Source organism: Nocardiopsis dassonvillei subsp. dassonvillei DSM 43111 (assembly GCF_000092985.1).
Classification (GTDB): domain Bacteria; phylum Actinomycetota; class Actinomycetes; order Streptosporangiales; family Streptosporangiaceae; genus Nocardiopsis; species Nocardiopsis dassonvillei.
The window spans coordinates 5642183-5660827 of record NC_014210.1 but is presented as its reverse complement, the minus strand read 5'-3'; the positions used below and the strand labels follow the sequence as shown (position 1 = coordinate 5660827).

Here is an 18645-nt window from a genome sequence, read left to right as displayed (position 1 = left end):
GCGAACGGGCGCAACGTCGCCCTGGGATCTTCGGTCCCATGGACGTTTCCGAAGGACAGCACGGAACCGACGACCACCGCCACGGCTTCTTCGGCCGCGAGGCACTCGACCTGGGCACCCTGCTCCTCGCCGCCGGTGCGGCGCACCTGGTGGTGCTCTCCCTCGGGCACAGCGACGCGGGCGTCCGCGTCCTGATCACCGTGGGACTGCTGCTGCTCGCGGTCTCCGCGGTCCACCGGTGGCGCCGCCACAAGGCCGCGTCCGCTCCCCGGCCGCCCAGGGGCTCCGGAGCGGTGAACGCGTCCGGGAGCGCCGGGCCGCCCACGGGTACCGGCCCGTACGCGAACGGCGGGCTGACCGGCGGCGACGGTGCGTCCCGTGGCACCGGGACATCCGAGGACACGGCGCTGCCCGGGAGCGCCGGGCTGCCCGGGAACGCCGGGTCGGCCGGCGGCGGATCCTTCCGAAGCGCCCCCTCGACCGGGGAGGGAGCCCCGGCGTCGGCCGGTTCCCCGGCGGGTGGGGAACCGGTGCGCGCCCCGTCCGACGACCTGCTGTGGAGCGTCCGCGCGACGGTCGCCGACGTGCCCGGCGGCCTGGCCGCGCTCACCGCGCGGTTCGCCGCCCTCGGGATCGACATCCGGCTCATGCAGGTGCACCCGGCGGGGCCGGACGCCGTGGACGAGTTCTTCGTCAGCGCTCCCGCGCACGTGGGAGAGGGCGACCTGTACACCGCCGTACGGGAGGCGGGCGGACGCGAGGCCGCCGTGCGCCGCGCCGACGTCCACGAGCTCAGCGACACCACCAGCCGCACGCTCGCCCTGGTCAGCGCCCTGGTCACCGGGGCGACCACGCTGGAGCGCTCGCTGCTCTCCCTGGCCTCGGCGCGGGCCGTGGAGCACACCGCCGAACCGCCCGCCGGAACGGTCCGCGAGGACCTGTCCGGCACGGTGATGACCCTTCCGGCACCCGACGGCGGCGTCCTGACCGTCCGCCGGGAGGTCATCCCCTTCACCGCCGTGGAGTTCGCCCGGTGCCGGGCCCTGGCCCACGTCGCCTCGTCCCTGCACGCGCGTTCGCACGGCCCGGGACCCGGGAGGCGCTGAACCCGGTCGGGCGCGTCCCGGGTCCGGGACGCGCCCCGGACCCCGCGCGCCGAGCGCGTGGTGGGAGGCGCCCGTGACGACCGGTGCCGGGGGCCTCGGGTTCGGCGGCGGCCCACCGTCGGCGTCCGCGTGTCGTCGCGCCGGGCGCGCGGCCCGAGAAACCGCCAGCGCGTCCGCGCACGTCCGCCCGCACACGGAGACGAGAGTTGTCCACAGGTTCCGCGGGGCGGGGAGAACCGCGCGCCGGGTGGGTAAGGAGGACGTATGGCAACCCCCCGATTCCTCCTGACACCGCACCCGAAGCACACCCTCCTCCTGGCCGTGGCGGCGGCGTTCGCCCTGATCCTGGGCACCGTCGTGGCGGCCCCGGCCGCGCACGCCGCACCGACCTCGGTCAGCACCGGACCGGAACTGCGCCAGGGCAGCTCCGGAGCCGGGGTGAGCGCCGTCCAGGAGCGCCTCGCCGAACTGGGCTACTGGATCGACGGCGTGGACGGCCAGTTCGGCTTCCACACCGAGCAGGCCGTCGTGGCGCTCCAGAAGGCCGCCGGGATCGCCCGCGACGGCGTCGTGGGCCCCGCCACCCGCGCCGCCCTCGCCGAGGGCGTGCTCCCCGAGGCCCAGAGCACCTCCGGCGACCTGCTGGAGATCGACCTGGACCGGCAGCTGTTGCTGGTGGTCTCCGGCGGCGAGGTGGAGCGCGTCCTCAACACCTCCACCGGATCCGGTCAGCCCTACGAGTCCTCGGACGGCACCGAGCGGATCGCCACCACCCCGACCGGCACCTACACCGTCTTCCGCGAGGTCGACGCCTGGGACCCCGGTCCCTACGGTGCGCTGTACAGACCGAAGTACTTCAACGGCGGCATCGCCGTGCACGGGTACCCGGTCGTCCCGGCCCAGCCCGCCTCCCACGGGTGCGCCCGGGTGAGCCTGGCCGCGATGGACTGGCTCTGGGAGAGCGGCAACATCGACGTGCACACCACCGTCCTGGTGCGCTGACCCCGGGGGCGGCCCGGTCGCGGCCGGGCCGCCCCGTCCCCATCTCGTCGCGACCCCTCATCTCTCGAAACTGCTCCTGAAGGGGAAGTAGTCGCCGAGGAACCCGTCGACGTGCCTCTCGGCCTCCTCGCCCGGTTCCGTGGTGTCGTTCACGCAGAAGGCGTCGAAGTCGCGCTGGGCCAGCAGGGACTCGGTCCGGTACCGCACCGCGTCCAGGTCGGCCAGGTTGAGGTAGGTGTAACGCAGGCCGCCCATCACCGCCCTGCCCGTGAACAGCGCGTAGTAGTGGTGCAGGGACGACGGCACGGAGTGGTCGTCCGGGTGCCGGAACCGCGACGCCGCCGTCCGCGTGAAGATCTCGGGGAACCTCTCCTCCAGTTCCTCGACCACCGACCGGCGCTGCGGGATGGGCGTGTGCTTGAACTTGGACACGGGCACCTTGCCGAAGTGCTTCTCCAGCAGCGCGCCGTTGCGCTTGGCGGCGGCGTCCACGGGCTGGTCCTCCTCGCTGACCTCGCCCAGGCCGAAGCGGTAGGGGGAGGGGTTCAGCTTCACGAGCCCGTTGGGGTGGAAGAAGAGGGAGGGGGACACGGGCCGACCGAAGAACACGTCGTCGTTGAGGTACAGGTAGTGCTCGGCCAGGCCCTCGATGTGGTGCAGCTGCGACTCGATGGCGTGTGAGTTGAACACCGGGAGAACCGACGGGTCAGCGAAGATCTCGGTGTGGTCCACCACCCGTACCCGCGGATGGCCGGTGTCCAGCCACGGTGGCGTCTGGCCGTCGGTGACGATGTAGACGTTGCGTACGAAGGGGGCGAACATCTCCAGCGAGCGCAGGGAGTAGAGGAGTTCGTCCCGGCTGGTGTAGCGGGAGTCGGAGGCGGAGTGCGGGTTGGCCGGGGCGTTCGCCCCGAGGTGGGCGTCGCGCCTGGCGCGCCAGGCCTCGTCGGCCCCGTCGACCCAGGTGTAGACGGCGTCGATCGCGAAGGTGAGGTCGGTGGCGAGTTCCCAGGTGAAGGCGTCCAGAGTCGGATGGGTCCGGTCCCCGACCCTGACCTCGGCGGTCTTCCGGGCCTTGCCGGGGATCACCTCGCTCACCGGGTTGGGCTGCGGCGCGATGAGCGACTCCCGCAGGACGTGTTCGGGGGCCACGACCCGGAGTCGGTCGAGCCTCTCCTCGTGGTCGGGGGAGGCGAGGAACCGCTCGCCCTCCTGCCAGAACTCCACGGTGAAGCCGTGGGCGGGGCCGACGACCGCGGGGCCTCGGTCGCCGACGACGTGCTCCCCCGAGCCGGATCACCGGGGCGCGGCGGAGCCGGCGCAGCCGGAGCGGGGACAGGGGCCGGTACCCGACCGGAGTCCTCACGTACGAGCCGTGGAGGCTGTAGCGGGAGGCGAGGACCGACAGGACCTCGGCCCTGTCCTCCTCGGACACGGCGACCGAACGGTGGTACACGCCGTTGGACCGGGAGAAGAAGTAGTCGATCCCCCGTTCACGCAGGAGGTCGGCGAAGCGGTTCGTCTGCCGGGCGACGAAGTCCTCGGTGTCGAAGGGACCGGACCAGCGCCGTGCGAGGACGGGTTCGCGCCGGTAGGTCGACACGGTGAGTTCCGGGTCCCTCCTCCGGTGCCTCCATGAGACGGGAAGGAAGAGCACCTTCCTGACCGGGGCCGGAACCATTCTCCTGAGTATTCGCCTGGCTCTCCGAAAATAGTAGGGAATATTCCACATGGGGTGATCCATCCCGTTGTCATCTTCTGGTTCCTGTTCTGGTCCTTGCGGGTGCGGGTCCCCGCTTTCGTCGCGGGGGGTGCTTCTCCTGCTCGCGTCCTTGCCGGAGTCGGGCCGTGCGATGTCGGCTGTCTCAAGAAAAGTACTGAATCGTTCACCTACCCGAAAGATGTGCTTTCCATAGGTGTAACTTCCTGGGGGTAAGGAGCGGTCATCGTGTCTCCGGGGCGGGGCCGCGGTGCCCACGACAGACGCGCCGTCCATGAACGGGAGGTCCGGGAGTGCCCTTCCACGTCGCCACGGAGCCGGGCGACCCCGGCCGACCCAACGAGGACTTCGCCGCGGCGACCGCGACCAGCGCGGTCCTCCTGGACGGGGCGAGCGCGCCGCGGGACGTGGAGACGGGCTGCTCCCACGGGGTGGCCTGGTACACCCGGCGGCTCGGCGCGCTGCTGCTGGCCGGGGCCGACACGGGACTCCCCCTGCGCGAGGCCCTGGCCGAGGCGATCGCGACGGCCTCCGCCCTGCACGCGCACACCTGCGACCTGGCCAACCAGGAGAGCCCGTCCGCCACGGTCGTGGCGGTCCGGGCGGGCTCCGACGCGCTGGAGTACCTGGTGCTGTCCGACTCCGTGCTGCTGGTGGAGGGCGGGGGCGGGGTGCGCGTGCTCACCGACACCCGTCTGGACGACCTCAGGGGCGACCTGGCCCGTCGGGGGAGCCCCTGGAACGCCATCCGCGCGTACCGCAACGTTCCCGGGGGTTTCTGGACGGCGGGGGCGCACCCCCGGGCGGCCGAGGAGGCGCTGACCGGAACCCTGCCCCTCGGGCGCTTCACCGCCATGACCGACGGGGCGAGCCGGGTGGTGGACCTCTTCGGGGACCTGGATTGGGACCGGGCCTTCGCCCTGGTTTCGGACAGGGGACCGCGCGCCCTGCTGGACCGGGTGCGCGGACTGGAGGCCGCCGACCCCGACCGGCTCCGTCATCCGCGCGGCAAGGGGAGCGACGACGCCACAGTGCTGGCGTGGACACCGTGACCCTGGTTACGGTCACCCTTAAATTGCCTATTCGGACAAGTTAATCTGGTGAACCCGGGGGCTTCCCTCCTGACGTCCCAGGTGGTCGCGTTTCGGGCACTACCGTCATGGGGGACGTTTTGCTCGGTGTTCCAGATGTCCTTTGTTGTCCTTTGCGGTAAAAGCACACAACAGTGGAAGCGGCGGCGGCGACGTCACACACGAGGGAGACCAACGCCTCTCCGAAACCGTGCCGCCAGGCGCTTTCGCGTTCCGTGTTCATCCGGTAGGTTTCTCCGTAACCGAAGCGCCGGAGTTCTCCCCACAACAGCTGGTATCCGGCCTTCGTCGTTCTCTCCACCCCCTGCTCACGTGTGCGCCGAACAGGCGCGACGCGTACGAGAGAACCCCCGCGACGTCGATTTCGACCGGTGAAAAGGAGAAGGTGTGACCACCACGGGCGTCCTCGAACCCACCGGACCGAACCGGTCCCTCGGTCGCACCAGCTGGCTCGACCGGGTCCTCACGACTCCCAGCTCCGCCGTCGAGCGCCACCCGACCGTCCGCGCCCTGGACGGCTACGAGGGTCGGCCCAACCCCCTGGACGCCGAGACGCCTGCGGAGTTCCTGCTGGTCATGCGCCGCTACCTCGTCTGGGCGGGCGACTGGTCCTACCTGGAGCTGGAGTACCTGTGCGGGGGAGCGGTGCGGGCGACCACCTTCCGCGACGTCCTGGAGGGGACCCAGCTGCCCCGGTACGTGTTCCTGATGGCCTTCGTGACCGCCTGCGCCGGTGAGGACGCCGCCGAGCGCCAGCGCTGGACGACCGCCTGGCACAGGCTCCGGTCGGCCGGTCACTGAGTTCTCCGGGACTTTCCCTCCCGGCTTTTCCCGGCGTCCCCGCCGCATCCGCCGCCTCCGGGGCCCGACACCCGTCGAACCCGCGCCGCACCCTTTTCCCGTGCCGTTCGGACACGTGCCCGCGGCTTTTTTCGCGGATTTCTCCGATGCGCCGGTGTGCCAATGCGCCGATTTGGCATCATGCGCGCGGAATTTCCACAGGTAGGACGGCGTCAAGCACATTCCCGCGGCCGATAGGGTCTCCGGAGGACGGCCGCCGTCACGGCGCTGGCACGCGAGCGCCCGGTTCTCCGTCCGGCCACGGGTCGCCCGTGTCCGAAGCCTGCGGCCCCCTCCCGTCGGGCCCCGCCGCCTCGGACCGGTCGCCACCCGCCTTCACTCCCGCGCCACCGGGCGTTCAGCCCGATCTCGTCCGCCCCTGGTTGGCTTCGGCGCGGGCGTGACCGCGCCCATTCCCCCGGAGCCCTCAGGAAGCACGTATGCGCAAGACCACGGCGGTCGCGGTGTCCCTCGCCGTCGCCCTCACCGGTACGGCGGCCCCCGCACACGCGGAGCGGCAGGAGCCCCGCGAGGGCGGGCGCGGCGGCGTCGAACTGTCCGCACTGGGCAGCTACCGCACCGGCTCCTTCGACGAGGCGGCGGCGGAGATCGTCGCCCACGACCCGCGCACCCAGCGCCTGTACGTGGTCAACGCCCTGGCCGCCACCGTGGAGGTGCTCGACGTCTCCGACCCCGCGGCCCCCGCCAAGCTGTTCGACCTGCGCACGCCCGGGGTCGGGGCGGCCGACGGCTCGGTGGTGCCGGAGGGCGCGGTCGCCAACTCCGTGGCGGTCCACGGCGACACCGTGGCCGTGGCGGTGGAGGCACCCGACCGCACCGACGACGGCTGGGTGGTCTTCTACGACACCGACGGCACCGCGCTCAACGCGGTCCGGGTCGGCGCCCTGCCGGACATGGCCGCCTTCACGCCCGAGGGCAGGCTGCTGCTGGTGGCCAACGAGGGGGAGCCCAGCGACGACTACTCGGTCGACCCCGAGGGCTCGGTGAGCGTCATCCGCGTGAACCGCAGGCCCGCCGCCCTCACCCAGGACGACGTGCGCACCGCCGACTTCCGTGCCTGGGACGGGGAGCGGGAGCTGCCCTCGGGGGTGCGGGTGTTCGGGCCGGACCTGTCCACCGGCGAACCGGGCACCCCGGGCCGGGTGGCGCGCAACCTGGAACCGGAGTACATCTCCGCGGACACCGCCTACAGCGCCCAGGTGGTGCTCCAGGAGGCCAACGCCGTCGCGCTGCTGGACCTGCGCACCGCCGAGTTCACCGACATCGTGCCCCTGGGCCTCAAGGACCACATGGAGCCCGGCAACGAGCTGGACGTGTCGAACCGGGACGACGGCATCCGCCTCGCCAACTGGCCGGTGTACGGCATGTACCAGCCCGACGGGTTCGACACCTACCGCTGGCGCGGCCAGACCCTGATGGTCACCGCGAACGAGGGCGACACCCGCGACTGGGACGGCTACTCCGAGGAGACGCGCCTGGGCGACCTGGCCGAGGAGACCCCGCTGTGCGAGGACTCCCCGCGCCTGCGGGAGTTCCTGGCCGACAACGACCTGGGCGTCGACAGCACCGGGGAACTGCTCGACGAGGCCAACATGGGCAGGCTCACGGTCACCGCCGCCGAGGGTCTGCGCGAGGACGGCAGCTGCTACGAGGACGTGTACGCGTTCGGCGGGCGCTCGTTCTCGATCTTCACCACCGAGGGCGAGCTGCTCTTCGACTCCGGGTCGGACTTCGAGCGGATCACCGCCGAGGCCGATCCGGAGTTCTTCAACTCCAACCACGCGGAGAACGCCTTCGACAACCGCAGCGACGACAAGGGCCCCGAGCCCGAGGGGGTCGTGCTCGGCGAGGTGGCGGGCCGCACCTACGCGTTCGTGGGCCTGGAGCGGGTGAGCGGCGTGATGGTCTACGACGTCACCGACCCCCGCGAGGCGTCCTTCGTGCAGTACCTCAACAACCGCGACTTCACCGCCGAGCCCGGCACTGGCGAGGCGGGCGACCTCGGCGCGGAGGGCCTGGCCTTCATCAGCGCCTCGGACTCGCCGATCCGGGGCGTGCCGATGCTGGCCGTGGCCAACGAGGTGTCCGGAACGACCACCCTGTACCGGGTCGACCCGGCCTGACCGCGCTCCGCCGCCGGGCCGCCTCGTCGGGGCCCGGCGAGGCGGACCGCCGCCGCGGGCCCGGTCTCACCCGCGGGGGAAGAGCGCGTCGGTGAAGGCGTTGCGGAACTTCCCGCCCGGGTCGAGCGCGCGTGTGAGGCGTTCGAAGTCCGCCGCGCGCTCGTACCGGGCGGTGATGTCGGCCGGGTCCATCGCGGTGAGCTTGCCCCAGTGGGGGCGGGCGCCCAGCGGCAGGAGGCGCTCCTCCACGGCCGCCAGGACCGGGGCCACGGCCCGCGGGTCCGGCAGCCACGTGAAGTGGAAGGTGACGCAGTCCCGGCCGTGGGCGGGGCTCAGCCACAGGTCGTCCGCGCGCACCGTGCGCACCTCCGCGACGTACAGCGCCGGGGCGAGCAGGTGCCCGATCCCGCGAAGGGCGGCGAACGCGGCGCCCGCGGCCTCGCGCGGCACGTAGAACTCGGACTGCAACTCCCTGCCCGCGCTCGGCTCCAGCTCGGGACGGAAGTGCGGGAGCCGCTCGTGCCAGGGGCCGACGACCCCCATCTGCTCCGTGCTGGGCTCCGGAGGCATCCCCGGGACGGGGTGCACCGGCCCGGACGCGGGCCGACCGCCCCTCCAGGCGCCCTCGGGGCGGTCGGTCCGCTGCTTGAGCCACACGGAGCCCTCCCCGAGCCAGTCGGTGAACAGGCTGACGCTGTAGGCCGCGCCGAACACGTCGTCGACGTGGTCGGCCACCTCGTCCAGGGCCACCCCGACGCGGACCCGCTGGGTCATCGTGAACGCCGGTTCGATCTCCAGGGAGAGCCGGGTGACGACGCCGAGCGCGCCCAGCGCGACCACCGCGCCGGGGAGGACCTCCGGGTCCGCGTCGCGGCTCAGCCAGCCCAGGTCGCCGTCGGGGCCCAGGAGCTGCACCGCGCGCACGGCGGCGGACAGGCAGCGCTGGCCGTCCCCGGAGCCGTGGGTGCCGGTCGCGCACGAGCCCGCGACCGAGATGTGCGGCAGCGACGCCAGGTTCGCCAGCGCGAACCCCCGCCCGTGCAGCGCGGTGACCAGTTCGGCGTAGCGGGTGCCGGCGGTGACGGTGACGGTCCGCCCCTCGGGGTCGATCTCCGCCTCCGCGGGCAGTCCGTCCAGGCGCACCAGGTCGGCGTCGGAGTCGGCGACGAGGTTGAAGGAGTGGCCGCTGCCCAGGGCGCGGATCCGCGGGCTGTCGCGGACGACGCGGCGCAGTTCGTCCAGTGTCCGGGGCCGGTGGACCCGCGGGCTGCCGAAGGTCACGTTGCCCGCCCAGTTGGTGGTCCGCGCGTTCGGTGCTGACATGGGCGCTCCGTGGGTGGGGGCGGGCGGTGTACGGTCTCCGGTTCCCGGGCGCCGCCACGGCAGGCGGCCTTCCGGAGGATAGCCGGGCGGCCCTTCGCCCGGTTCGCCCGGGGGACCGCGCCATGGGTCTTCGGGCCTTCCGCGCCGTTGGCCGTCGGGGCGCGTCGTCGGGAAGTCGCGCGGGTCGGCGCGAACCCGGGCTGTGCCAGCCCCCGGGCCGCCTGGCGGCGTTCCGGGCCTCCCGGCGGGGGTTCGAGGCCCCGGTGCGCCGGGGTGCCTCGACGCCGTCTGTCGGCATGACATAGGTAAACGTTGTTTAAATCGCTTTCGGGAGAGAACGACACAGGGGGAACCGACGTCGTACCACCCGTAGTCGAGCATGGATCGACGTCGACAGACGGAACACGCAATGAGGGGGATGTTCGCCATGACGAGCGCATTTCGCACGGGTTCGGTCCGAGTCGCGGCCCTGGGCGCGGTGTCGCTGCCCGCCCTCCTGCTCGCGTCCGCGCCCGCGGTCGCGGAGGACGCCGACTCCAGTGCGGGGACCATGAGCGTCCGCGACTGCACCGCGGCGGACTTCGAGATCTCCGAGACCGCGCGCGAGGGCGCGGCCGGTACCGTCCACGTCGAGTTCGAGCTGGTCAAGCAGGAACCGCTCGACCCCCAGGACGACGTGGCGTGCACCATGTACCCCTCCGCCGCGAACATGTACTGGGGCGACTCCGAGGGCAACCGGATCGGGGCCGACGCGCAGGTCGAGGGCCAGGGCGGCGGCGTCTTCGCGCTGTACCCGGGTGACGCGGCCACGGTGACCGTGTCCCGCCCCAACCCGGAGGTCTACGACCCCGAGGAGTGCAGCCCCACCGAGGTGGCCGGGGCCCACCTGTTCCTCCAGAACGACGAGGGCGCCGCCTACGTGCCCACGGGTGGAAACGACCGCGTCTGCGCCAACCCGGACATGGGCGCGTCGACGGTCTCCGAGATCACCCCGGCCTGACCCGGCCCGGCGGCGGCCCGGTCCCGGCGGCCGGGCCGCTCCGGGTAGGACACCTGGAACGAAGGCCTCCGACGAGGATCCCGCCCCTCGACCCCGGGCAGCACAGAAGAAACCGCCGGGCCCGTGTGGTGTGCGGGTCCGGCGGTTTCTCCACTGTCTCAAGGTGGCGCACTCGGGAGGACTCGAACCCCCAACCTTCTGATCCGTAGTCAGATGCTCTATCCATTGAGCTACGAGTGCAGGTTGTTCAGTTGTGTGTCGCCCGGTCTCCCTGGCGACGTCTTTGACTCTATCACGGTGTCAGAGGGCCTCGAACCGTTTTGTGAGTGTGCGACCGGTCATGCCGGTCCCCGTCCGCCGGGCGGCCCGGAACGGCGGGACGGCGGCCCCGACGCGCTCGCGCGTTGTCGGAGCCGCCGTCCGGGAGGGAGGGCCGGGGCGTCAGCAGGTTCCGCCGAGGGCGACCCCGTCGACGCGGGAGACACCGGCGTCGCGCTGCGCGCCCACGCGCCGGTTGACCTCCTCGGGCGCCACGGACTCGCCCTGCTGGTGGTACACCCAGTCCACGTCCTGCACGTAGGTGCTCGGGCCGCCGGTGTGGCCGCTCATGTCCACGAACCACTGGTTGAAGTTGATCGACATCGGCGACGAGGGGTAGTACTTCCCGCTGTGCTCGGCCACCAGGTGCGTGTCCACGTAGTAGCGGACCACGCCGTCCGTCACCTGGACCACCAGGTCGCGCCATCCGTCGAAGGAGCGGTTCACCACGTCGCTGGTGTTGTCCGCGACCCAGGGGTCGCGCTGGTAGGTGTGGTACGAGGTCAGGTACATGGCCTCCGCCGGGGCGCCCCAGCCCGAGTTGGGCAGGTACTCGAAGTCGAGCTCGCTGTAGGCGGGATCGTTGTCGTAGGCCAGGGGCGTGATCGTGTAGAAGGTCTGGAGCACGGTGTCGCCGTCCTGGCCGGAGACCGGGGCGTCGGAGAACTTGACCTTGGCGGCGTAGGTCCCCTCGTGGAACTTCTCCTCGCCGAAGGTCAGCTCGGCCTGGCTGGTACCCGCCGGGGTGCCGTCCGTGGTCGAGGTCAGGCGCAGCAGGGAGTCGCCGCTCTCCTCGGCGAAGGAGATGTTGTCGGCGTCCCAGGACGCGCCGGGCACGCCGGGGCCGCCGGGCCAGCTGCGGACGTTCCAGCCCTGGCCGCGCAGGGCCGGGTCGTCGGGGCCGGTGTAGTCGAAGTCGTCGAAGAACAGGCCGCACGACGCGGAGGTCTGGTCGGCGACGGTCTCGACCTCGACTGGGGAGCCCGCCGCGCAGGCGGTCAGGGGGAGTGCGACGGCGCAGGCCAGGGCGATGCGGCCGGGGCGGATGCGGGTGGGCACGGGGAACACCTCGGTTTCGGGGAGGAACAGCCGGGAGCAGGGGCTGGGCCGGGGCCTCCGGTCCTGGAGGGCCCGGCCCGGGAGGCGCTAGAACGCGGTCAGCGTCACGTCGAGGGACACCGGCGCGTGGTCCTGGACGTAGGAGGCGAAGTTCGACACGTCGTCGAAGGCGAAGCCGTAGGCCTTGCCGTCCACGGTGTTCTCGTGGAAGACCGCCGCGTAGCGGTTGGTGGTCTCGTGGTTGTAGAACGCCGCGGGGTCGGTGACCGGGTGCTCGGCGGTGTCCAGCAGCGTCGAGCGGTTGAACGCCGCGCCCAGGATCGCGGCCACCGGACCGGTGATGCCGTCGTTGGGGGCCGCCAGGGCGCCGTCGCAGAAGAAGACGTCGCGGGTGGAGGGCTTGGGGATCGGGGCCACGCCGCCGTCGAAGACCAGGTTGCCCGAGCCGTCCACGCGGCCGGTGAAGGTCCCGGCGTTGGTGGTGACGCGCAGGTCGGTGGTGCTGTAGCGCTCCCAGACCTGGTCGATGTAGGAGTCGTAGTAGTCGGCCGGGAACAGTCCGGCGTCCAGCCCGTGCCCGGGGGCGATGACGAGTTCTCCCTCGCTCAGCACGAGCGACGAGAAGACGGGGTCGGCGGAGAGCGTGGCGAAGACCGCGTCGCGGCCGCCCGGCTCGAACGTGCCGGTGGTCTGGTCGGCCTCGCCCTGGAGGCGGATGGCCAGCGGCACGCTGAACTGGTCCACCATGCTGGTGTTGCAGTACATGCCGGTCTCGTTGTGGGTGAACTCCACGGTGTCGTGGAGCACCCCGTGGCTGGGGTCGGACTCGACCCAGCCCGCCGGGTACTGGAGCGCGGGCCTGCCGTTGCCGTCGGTGACGACCTTGAACCGGAGCTTGCCGCCGAGGGCGAAGTACACCCGGCCGGACATGAACGGCAGGGACAGCTCGCTGACCGAGTCCAGCGGGATCGAGTAGTCGGTGAACCCGTCGTCGGTGTTGTCGGACTCCGCGACCGGGTGCGCGACGCCGCTGGCGTCGACCCAGGACTGCGTGTTCGTGGTCAGGTCGGTTCCCACGATGTAGGCGCGGATCTCGCTGTCGGGGAAGGTCCCGGTCTCGTTGGTGACCCTCACCGGAAGGGCGCCGGCCTGAGAGCCGCCCGAGGTGAGTTCGCCGTTGCTCTCCGCACGGGAGCAACCGGTCGTGACGAGCAGGGTGCTGACGGTGGCGAGCGATGCGCCGCCGAGGAACAGTCTTCGGTCGATCATGGGGGTCGCCTCACTGGAGGGGCTGGTAAGACGCGCCCAATCTGACGACCGTTGAAGCGTCGCGTCAACCCGTGGTCACGATCCGTCCGCGACGTTTTCGTGTTCTTACTGGTAACAAAGTTGCCATGTGACTTATGTCACTCTCGATCCGAATGATTTTCGGTTCTGTGGGTGAACATTTTTGGCGGATGGGCGTCCACAGAAGTTCTCCCCCTGGTGGGCGGCGGTTCACGGGGGCCGCGCTCCGCCGGAAGGAGCTGGCGCGCGGACTCGCTCCCCCTACCGAACGGGACGGAAGGGGCCCGGCACCGCACCGCCGTCCGGCCCGCACCGACCGGGACCCCGGTCCGGGGCTTCGCCGTCCCCGTCCGCACAGCCCCCGGTCTACGCCCTCGCGCCCTCGGCGGGCTCCGTCGGCACGGCGGCCCCGGCCAGCACGGCCGACTCGACCGGAACGACGGCCCCGGCCTCCAGGGAACGGCCCGCCTCCAGCATCCGGTCGATCAGTTCGTCCCTGGTCTCCCTGACGGCGCGCGCGTTCAGGGCCTCGCCGTGCAGCCGGTCGGCGTTGCCGCCGTCGGAGTCCACCTGGACGAGGAGCAGGTCCAGCTCGCGCTGGCGCTCCTCGACCCTCTGCACCTGCTCCCACTCGGTGTGCGCGGCCAGGGCCTCCTCGACGGACGCCCCGTAGTCGCGGATCGCGTCCACCCGGGCCGCCAGCTCCCGGTACACGGCCTCGTGGCGCTCGTGCTGCTGGTCCAGCACGGCGAGCACCCGGTCGGAGACGGCGTCGAGGGAGTCCGCCACGTACTCCTCCCTGATCCGCTCGTGCCGGTGCAGCAGCGAGGCGATCCGCCACTCCTCGGCGCGCAGGACCGACAGGGGCTGGGCCGCGTCGAAGGAGTCGCCCAGCCGCAGGTCGGCCTCCTCGACGGTCCCGATCGTCCTCTGCACGTCCAGCAGCAGGCGGGCGCCCTGCCGACCGAGGTTCGCGGGCACCAGGTAGCGGTCCGCGTGGGCCGCCGCCAGCCGGTCGCCCCGGGGCCACCACCACCCCGCCCACAGGGCGGCGGCCGCGTACACCGCGCCCGGCACGAACCAGTAGAGGTTGAAGGCCCACTCCGGCCCCGCCAGTGCGAGGAACCAGCTCGTCAGGGTCGCGGGCACGAAGGCCAGGGAGAACGCCTGCCAGGACCGGCGCCGGGAGGTCCGCGACAGCCACCGCGGCAGTAGGGACCGCGGGCGCACACGGGTGACGGCGAGTCCGGCGGCGCCCACGGCCGCGGCCTGCACCAGCAGGCCCAGGAAGTACAGAGGGACCGACCACACCAGGAGGGGACCGCTGGCCAGCGCCCAGAGGAGGCTCAGCGCGGCCACCGCGGTCCCGGCCGCCGCCATGCGCGTCCGGTTGGGGAACCGGGGCTGCCTGGCCCAGGCCCGCTTCGAGCGCAGGAAGGGCAGATGCTTCCGGAGTCTTCCGGCGAGGCGGGGAGGCAGTGAGGGGTCCAGGACGGGACGTGCGCCCCCACCCGTGCTGTCCGCGACCTTCCACCGGCTGTCCGACACTGGTTCGGCTCCTCTCGCGTGCGGTTCGCCGCGCTCGGCCCCCTCCGTTTCGGACACGCGTTTCGGACGCGCGGTTTCTCGGGGAGTCCGTACCGCACGTTACCGCCCCGGCACGGAATCCGTACCGGGGCGGTGGTCACGAATCTCGCCTCAGCCCGCGACGGCCTCCTCCACGGCGGCGGCCCACAGCGACACCGCGCTGTCGACCTGGTCGCCGTCGACGATGAGCGGCGGGATCATCCGCACCACGTTCCCCTCGGGGGCGCAGGTGAGCAGCAGGAGTCCGTGCCGGGCCGCGGCCTGCTGGGCGCGCAGCGCGGTGGCGCCGTCCGGCGAGCCGTCGGCGGCGGTGAACTCGTTGCCGAGCATCAGCCCCCGGCCGCGCACGTCGCCGATGACCGGGTTGGCCTCCGCCACCTTCTCCAGGCCCAGGCGCAGCCGCTCGCCCATGCGCGCGGCGTTCTCCACCAGGCCCTCCTCCTGGATCACGTCCAGGGTGGCCAGGGCGGCGGCGCAGGACACCGCGTTGCCGCCGTAGGTCCCGCCCTGGGAGCCGGGCCAGGCCTTCTCCATGATCGCGGCGGGGGCGGCGATCGCCGACAGCGGGAAGCCGCTGGCCAGTCCCTTGGCGGTGATGACCACGTCCGGCCGGATGCCCGAGGGCTCGTGGCCCCAGAACGTGCCCGTGCGCCCGAAGCCGGTCTGCACCTCGTCCGCGACCAGCAGGAACCCGTGCCGGTCCGCGCGCTCGCGCAGCCCCTGGAGGAAGGCCGAGGGCACCGGCACGTAGCCGCCCTCGCCCAGCACCGGCTCGATGAACACGGCGGCGGTGTCCCTGGGCGAGGTCACCGTGGCGAACAGGTAGTCCAGCTCGCGCAGCGCGTACGCGACCGCGTCGGCCTCGGACACGCCCAGCCGGTAGGCGTAGGGGAACGGCGAGACCACCACGCCGGGCATCAGCGGGCCGATGCCCGCGCGGATCTTGACCCCGGACGTGGTCAGCGACGCGGCGCCCATGGTGCGCCCGTGGAAGGACCCCTGGAACACGATGACGTTCTGCCGACCGGTCGCCTGCCGGGCCAGCCGCAGGGCGGCCTCGACGGCCTCGCTGCCCGAGTTCACGTAGAACAGCCGGTCGAGCCCGGCGGGCAGCACTTCGCCCAGCCGCTCGGTGAGCCGCAGCAGCGGCCGGTGCATCACGGTGGTGTACTGGCCGTGGACCAGGGTCCCCACCTGCTCCCGCGCGGCGGCCACGACGCGGGGGTGGCAGTGGCCGGTGCTGGTGACGCCGATGCCGGCGGTGAAGTCGAGATAGCGGCGGTCGTCCTCGTCGTAGATGTAGGCGCCCTCGCCTCGGGCGGCGACGACCGGTGTCGCCTGCTTGAGGATCGGGGAGAGCTCCGCCATGCGTGGCCTCGATTCCGTGTCGCGTGTTCCGTAGGATTGTTGACAATCGACGCTGCTATGGAAACATCCGTGCGGCGACGGTGTCCAGTGGGCGCACGTTGGGCAGTTCTGACCACAGGCCGAATCTCGACCGGGGAGTAGCGAACATGTCGGATCAGGAAGCACGGGTCGTCGCGCAGGTGGACAAGAGGCTGTTCATCGGCGGGACGTGGCGCGACGCCGCCTCCGGGAACGCCTTCGAGGTGGAGGACCCCTCCACCCGTGAGGTGCTCTGCGAGGTCGCGGACGCGGGGAAGGAGGACGCGCTCGACGCCCTGGACGCGGCGCACCGGGCCCAGGCCGACTGGATGCGCACGGCGCCCCGGGACCGCGGCGAGATCCTGTACCGGGGCTACGAGCTGCTCATGGAGCGCCGGGAGGACCTGGCGGTCCTGATGACCCTGGAGATGGGCAAGCCCCTCGCCGAGGCCCGGGGCGAGATCGCCTACGCCGCCGAGTTCCTGCGCTGGTTCTCGGAGGAGGCCGTGCGCATCGAGGGAGGGTTCTCCACCTCCCCCGACGGCAAGTCCCGCTTCCTGGTCATGCGCCAGGCGGTCGGCCCCTGCATGCTCATCACCCCCTGGAACTTCCCCATGGCGATGGGCACCCGCAAGATCGGCCCCGCCATCGCCGCGGGGTGCACCATGATCCTCAAGCCCGCCCACCAGACGCCCCTGTCCGCCCTCGCGCTGGCGGGCATCCTCTCCGAGGCCGGGCTCCCCGAGGGCGTCCTCAGCGTCATCCCCACCACGGATCCGGGCTCGGTCACCGAGCCCCTGCTCAGCGACGGCCGCATCCGCAAGGTCTCCTTCACCGGCTCCACCGCCGTGGGCCGCAAGCTCCTCGAACAGAGCGCCGGGCAGGTTCTGCGCACCTCCATGGAGCTGGGCGGCAACGCGCCCTTCCTGGTCTTCGACGACGCCGACATGGACGCCGCCGTGGACGGCGCGATGCTCGCCAAGATGCGCAACATCGGCGAGGCCTGCACCGCCGCCAACCGCATCTACGCCCAGGCGGGCATCGCCGAGGAGTTCGCCGAGCGCCTCAGCCGCCGCATGGGCGCGCTGCGCCTGGGCCGCGGCGTGGACGAGGGCGTCGACGTGGGCCCGCTCATCGACGACAAGGCCCGCGACAAGGTGCAGGGCCTGGTGGACGACGCCGTCGGCAAGGGCGCCCGCGTGCTGGTCGGCGGCGGCCCCGGCGACGGTCCGGGCCACTTCTACAAGCCCACCGTGCTCGCCGACGTGCCCTTCGAGGCCGAGCTGTCCACCACCGAGATCTTCGGCCCGGTGGCCCCCGTGCTGCCCTTCGAGACGGAGGACGAGGTGCTGCGGGCCGCCAACGACACCGAGTACGGACTGGTCAGCTACGTCTACACCCGCGACCTCAACCGGGCGCTGCGGGTCAGCGAGAACCTGGAGACCGGCATGGTCGGCCTCAACCAGGGCGTGGTCTCCAACCCGGCCGCGCCCTTCGGCGGGGTCAAGCACTCCGGTCTGGGCCGCGAGGGCGGCCGGGTCGGCATCGACGAGTTCCTGGAGACCAAGTACGTCGGCATCGGCGGAATCTGACCGGATATCCGGGCGATCCGGAGGTTCGACTGTGCCTCGGGCGCGGCACCGCCTACGCTCGCCCCATGGGCACACGGATCCCCGACGACGGTGACACCGCCGCCGCTCTGGCCTCCGTCAGGGCGGCGGGCGGTGAACCGTCGCCGGAGGCGCGGGCGGACCTGGAGCGGATCGCACGCGGTGAGATGAGCTTCGAGGAGGCCAGGGAGCGCATCCTGGCCAGGTACCGGCTGCGGGAGTGACGGAGGCGACGCGGCGCCCCGCGATCCTGTTCGCCGTGATCTCGTACTCATAGCGGGGTTCGAGCGCCGACATCGGCTAAGACGCAGTTCAGGCCCCTTGCGTCACACCGGTGACGTTTCCGGCCAGCGCGGGTCGGGCGTCGGCGCCGGGCGGCGGCACGGCACGACAGTGCCCAGGGGCACTCCGGGCGTCGGCGCCGCGCACCGGCACGGGCGCGTCCGTGTTCCGCGGGCGTCCTATGCCTCGGGGACGGACTCCCCGCCCTCGCCGTTGATGCGCTCGACCGTGTCCACCATGTGCGCCTCGATCAGGCGCAGCAGCTCCTCCTCCGCCCCGTCCACGATCGCGTCCAGGATGCGGCGGTGCTCGTCCAGGAGCTCCTCCGGCTCCGGGTACACGTCCTGCATCACCGTGAGGCACATCCGGGTCTCCACCAGCAGCGTCTGCGCCATGCGCTCCAGGCGGCTGTTGCCCGCGCAGCTGACGAGGGTCTGGTGGAAGGCCTGGTCGGCGTCGCTCATGGCGTTGCGGTCGCGGCCCGCCGCCGCGGCGGCGAGCCGCTCCACGGCCGGGGTGAGGCGGGCGACGGCCTCGCCCCGGTTGCCGCGCATGATCAGCTCGCACGCGGTCCGCTCGACGGCGAGCCGGGCCACGTAGACGTCGCGCACGTCCGCGGGCGTGAGTTCGCGCACGAACAGCCCCCTGTGCCGTTCGCTGCGCAGCAGCCCCTCCTGCACCAGGCGCTGCATCGCCTCTCTCAGGGGGCCGCGGCTCACCCCGAGCTGACCCGCCAGCTCGGACTCGCCGAGCTGGTCACCCGGCGCGAGCGAGCCGTACATGATCGCGGACCGCAGCTGGTCGGCGATCAGTTCGGCGGTGGAACGCCGGGGCACGGGTCTGAGCTGGCCTGGGGCGGGCATGGCCGCCCTCCTCTCGGATCGGGGACG

At 72.2% G+C, this 18645-nt stretch carries 15 protein-coding genes and 1 tRNA gene; 8 read left to right on the top strand and 8 right to left on the bottom strand.

What is annotated here, in order from left to right; all coding sequences use genetic code 11:
• The first annotated feature begins 38 nt into the window (after positions 1 to 38).
• Together NDAS_RS23540 and NDAS_RS23535 are read left to right on the top strand one after the other, a co-directional pair.
• Positions 39 to 1106 (top strand): ACT domain-containing protein, encoded by a 1068-nt coding sequence (locus NDAS_RS23540; RefSeq protein WP_013155760.1) that lies wholly within the window; start codon positions 39 to 41, stop codon positions 1104 to 1106.
• Between the two features lie 264 nt (positions 1107 to 1370).
• Positions 1371 to 2108: a L,D-transpeptidase family protein gene (locus NDAS_RS23535; RefSeq protein WP_013155759.1), complete on the top strand. Its 738-nt coding sequence runs from the start codon at positions 1371 to 1373 to the stop codon at positions 2106 to 2108.
• Between the two features lie 57 nt (positions 2109 to 2165).
• Here the strand turns inward: NDAS_RS23535 and NDAS_RS23530 are convergent, their stop codons facing one another.
• On the bottom strand, positions 2166 to 3335 hold the full coding sequence (locus tag NDAS_RS23530; protein ID WP_232051607.1) for a stealth family protein: 1170 nt from the start codon (positions 3333 to 3335) through the stop codon (positions 2166 to 2168).
• Between the two features lie 786 nt (positions 3336 to 4121).
• On the opposite strand from NDAS_RS23530, the gene NDAS_RS23520 reads away from it, so the two are divergent.
• From NDAS_RS23520 to NDAS_RS23510, 3 genes are all read left to right on the top strand, one after another.
• On the top strand, positions 4122 to 4880 hold the full coding sequence (locus NDAS_RS23520) for a protein phosphatase 2C domain-containing protein (protein ID WP_013155758.1): 759 nt from the start codon (positions 4122 to 4124) through the stop codon (positions 4878 to 4880).
• Positions 4881 to 5306: 426 nt separating this feature from the next.
• The gene (locus tag NDAS_RS23515; protein ID WP_013155757.1) at positions 5307 to 5720 is read left to right on the top strand and encodes a hypothetical protein; all 414 of its coding nucleotides are present in this window, start codon (positions 5307 to 5309) and stop codon (positions 5718 to 5720) included.
• Positions 5721 to 6199: 479 nt separating this feature from the next.
• Positions 6200 to 7903, top strand: a complete 1704-nt coding sequence (locus NDAS_RS23510) for a choice-of-anchor I family protein (RefSeq protein WP_013155756.1) — start codon at positions 6200 to 6202, stop codon at positions 7901 to 7903.
• A 66-nt stretch (positions 7904 to 7969) separates the two neighbouring features.
• Here NDAS_RS23510 and NDAS_RS23505 read toward each other — a convergent pair whose 3' ends face one another.
• Entirely contained in the window at positions 7970 to 9226 is a 1257-nt protein-coding gene (locus NDAS_RS23505; protein ID WP_013155755.1) for an FAD-binding protein, read from the bottom strand.
• Between the two features lie 427 nt (positions 9227 to 9653).
• On the opposite strand from NDAS_RS23505, the gene NDAS_RS23500 reads away from it, so the two are divergent.
• Positions 9654 to 10226, top strand: a complete 573-nt coding sequence (locus NDAS_RS23500) for a DUF4232 domain-containing protein (protein ID WP_013155754.1) — start codon at positions 9654 to 9656, stop codon at positions 10224 to 10226.
• A gap of 164 nt (positions 10227 to 10390) precedes the next feature.
• On the opposite strand, the gene NDAS_RS23495 is transcribed toward NDAS_RS23500, so the two are convergent.
• From NDAS_RS23495 to NDAS_RS23475, 5 genes are all read right to left on the bottom strand, one after another.
• Positions 10391 to 10466 (bottom strand) — tRNA-Arg (locus tag NDAS_RS23495).
• Positions 10467 to 10667: 201 nt separating this feature from the next.
• Positions 10668 to 11603: a glycoside hydrolase family 16 protein gene (locus NDAS_RS23490; RefSeq protein ID WP_013155753.1), complete on the bottom strand. Its 936-nt coding sequence runs from the start codon at positions 11601 to 11603 to the stop codon at positions 10668 to 10670.
• Positions 11604 to 11690: 87 nt separating this feature from the next.
• Entirely contained in the window at positions 11691 to 12872 is a 1182-nt protein-coding gene (locus NDAS_RS23485) for a glycoside hydrolase family 64 protein (RefSeq protein WP_013155752.1), read from the bottom strand.
• A gap of 384 nt (positions 12873 to 13256) precedes the next feature.
• Positions 13257 to 14438 carry a hypothetical protein gene (locus tag NDAS_RS23480; protein ID WP_013155751.1) on the bottom strand — a complete coding sequence of 394 codons (1182 nt, stop codon included), beginning with the start codon at positions 14436 to 14438 and terminating at the stop codon, positions 13257 to 13259.
• 150 nt (positions 14439 to 14588) lie between these two features.
• Positions 14589 to 15845, bottom strand: coding sequence for an aspartate aminotransferase family protein (locus tag NDAS_RS23475; protein ID WP_013155750.1), 1257 nt, complete (start codon positions 15843 to 15845; stop codon positions 14589 to 14591).
• A gap of 146 nt (positions 15846 to 15991) precedes the next feature.
• On the opposite strand from NDAS_RS23475, the gene NDAS_RS23470 reads away from it, so the two are divergent.
• Together NDAS_RS23470 and NDAS_RS29010 are read left to right on the top strand one after the other, a co-directional pair.
• The gene (locus NDAS_RS23470; RefSeq protein ID WP_013155749.1) at positions 15992 to 17455 is read left to right on the top strand and encodes an NAD-dependent succinate-semialdehyde dehydrogenase; all 1464 of its coding nucleotides are present in this window, start codon (positions 15992 to 15994) and stop codon (positions 17453 to 17455) included.
• A gap of 65 nt (positions 17456 to 17520) precedes the next feature.
• A complete protein-coding gene (locus NDAS_RS29010) occupies positions 17521 to 17697 on the top strand; it encodes an antitoxin VbhA family protein (protein ID WP_013155748.1) in 177 nt (58 codons plus the stop codon).
• A gap of 237 nt (positions 17698 to 17934) precedes the next feature.
• Here NDAS_RS29010 and NDAS_RS23465 read toward each other — a convergent pair whose 3' ends face one another.
• Positions 17935 to 18618 carry a GntR family transcriptional regulator gene (locus NDAS_RS23465; RefSeq protein ID WP_013155747.1) on the bottom strand — a complete coding sequence of 228 codons (684 nt, stop codon included), beginning with the start codon at positions 18616 to 18618 and terminating at the stop codon, positions 17935 to 17937.
• Positions 18619 to 18645 lie beyond the last annotated feature (27 nt).

Excerpts from the sequence above, each read along its gene's own strand:
- NDAS_RS23535 (WP_013155759.1), top strand. The coding sequence starts at position 1,371 with ATGGCAACCCCCCGATTCCTCCTGACACCGCACCCGAAGCACACCCTC.
- NDAS_RS29010 (WP_013155748.1), top strand. The coding sequence starts at position 17,521 with ATGGGCACACGGATCCCCGACGACGGTGACACCGCCGCCGCTCTGGCC.
- NDAS_RS23470 (WP_013155749.1), top strand. The coding sequence starts at position 15,992 with ATGTCGGATCAGGAAGCACGGGTCGTCGCGCAGGTGGACAAGAGGCTG.
- NDAS_RS23505 (WP_013155755.1), bottom strand. The coding sequence starts at position 9,226 with ATGTCAGCACCGAACGCGCGGACCACCAACTGGGCGGGCAACGTGACC.
- NDAS_RS23540 (WP_013155760.1), top strand. The coding sequence starts at position 39 with ATGGACGTTTCCGAAGGACAGCACGGAACCGACGACCACCGCCACGGC.
- NDAS_RS23510 (WP_013155756.1), top strand. The coding sequence starts at position 6,200 with ATGCGCAAGACCACGGCGGTCGCGGTGTCCCTCGCCGTCGCCCTCACC.
- NDAS_RS23465 (WP_013155747.1), bottom strand. The coding sequence starts at position 18,618 with ATGCCCGCCCCAGGCCAGCTCAGACCCGTGCCCCGGCGTTCCACCGCC.
- NDAS_RS23500 (WP_013155754.1), top strand. The coding sequence starts at position 9,654 with ATGACGAGCGCATTTCGCACGGGTTCGGTCCGAGTCGCGGCCCTGGGC.
- NDAS_RS23485 (WP_013155752.1), bottom strand. The coding sequence starts at position 12,872 with ATGATCGACCGAAGACTGTTCCTCGGCGGCGCATCGCTCGCCACCGTC.
- NDAS_RS23475 (WP_013155750.1), bottom strand. The coding sequence starts at position 15,845 with ATGGCGGAGCTCTCCCCGATCCTCAAGCAGGCGACACCGGTCGTCGCC.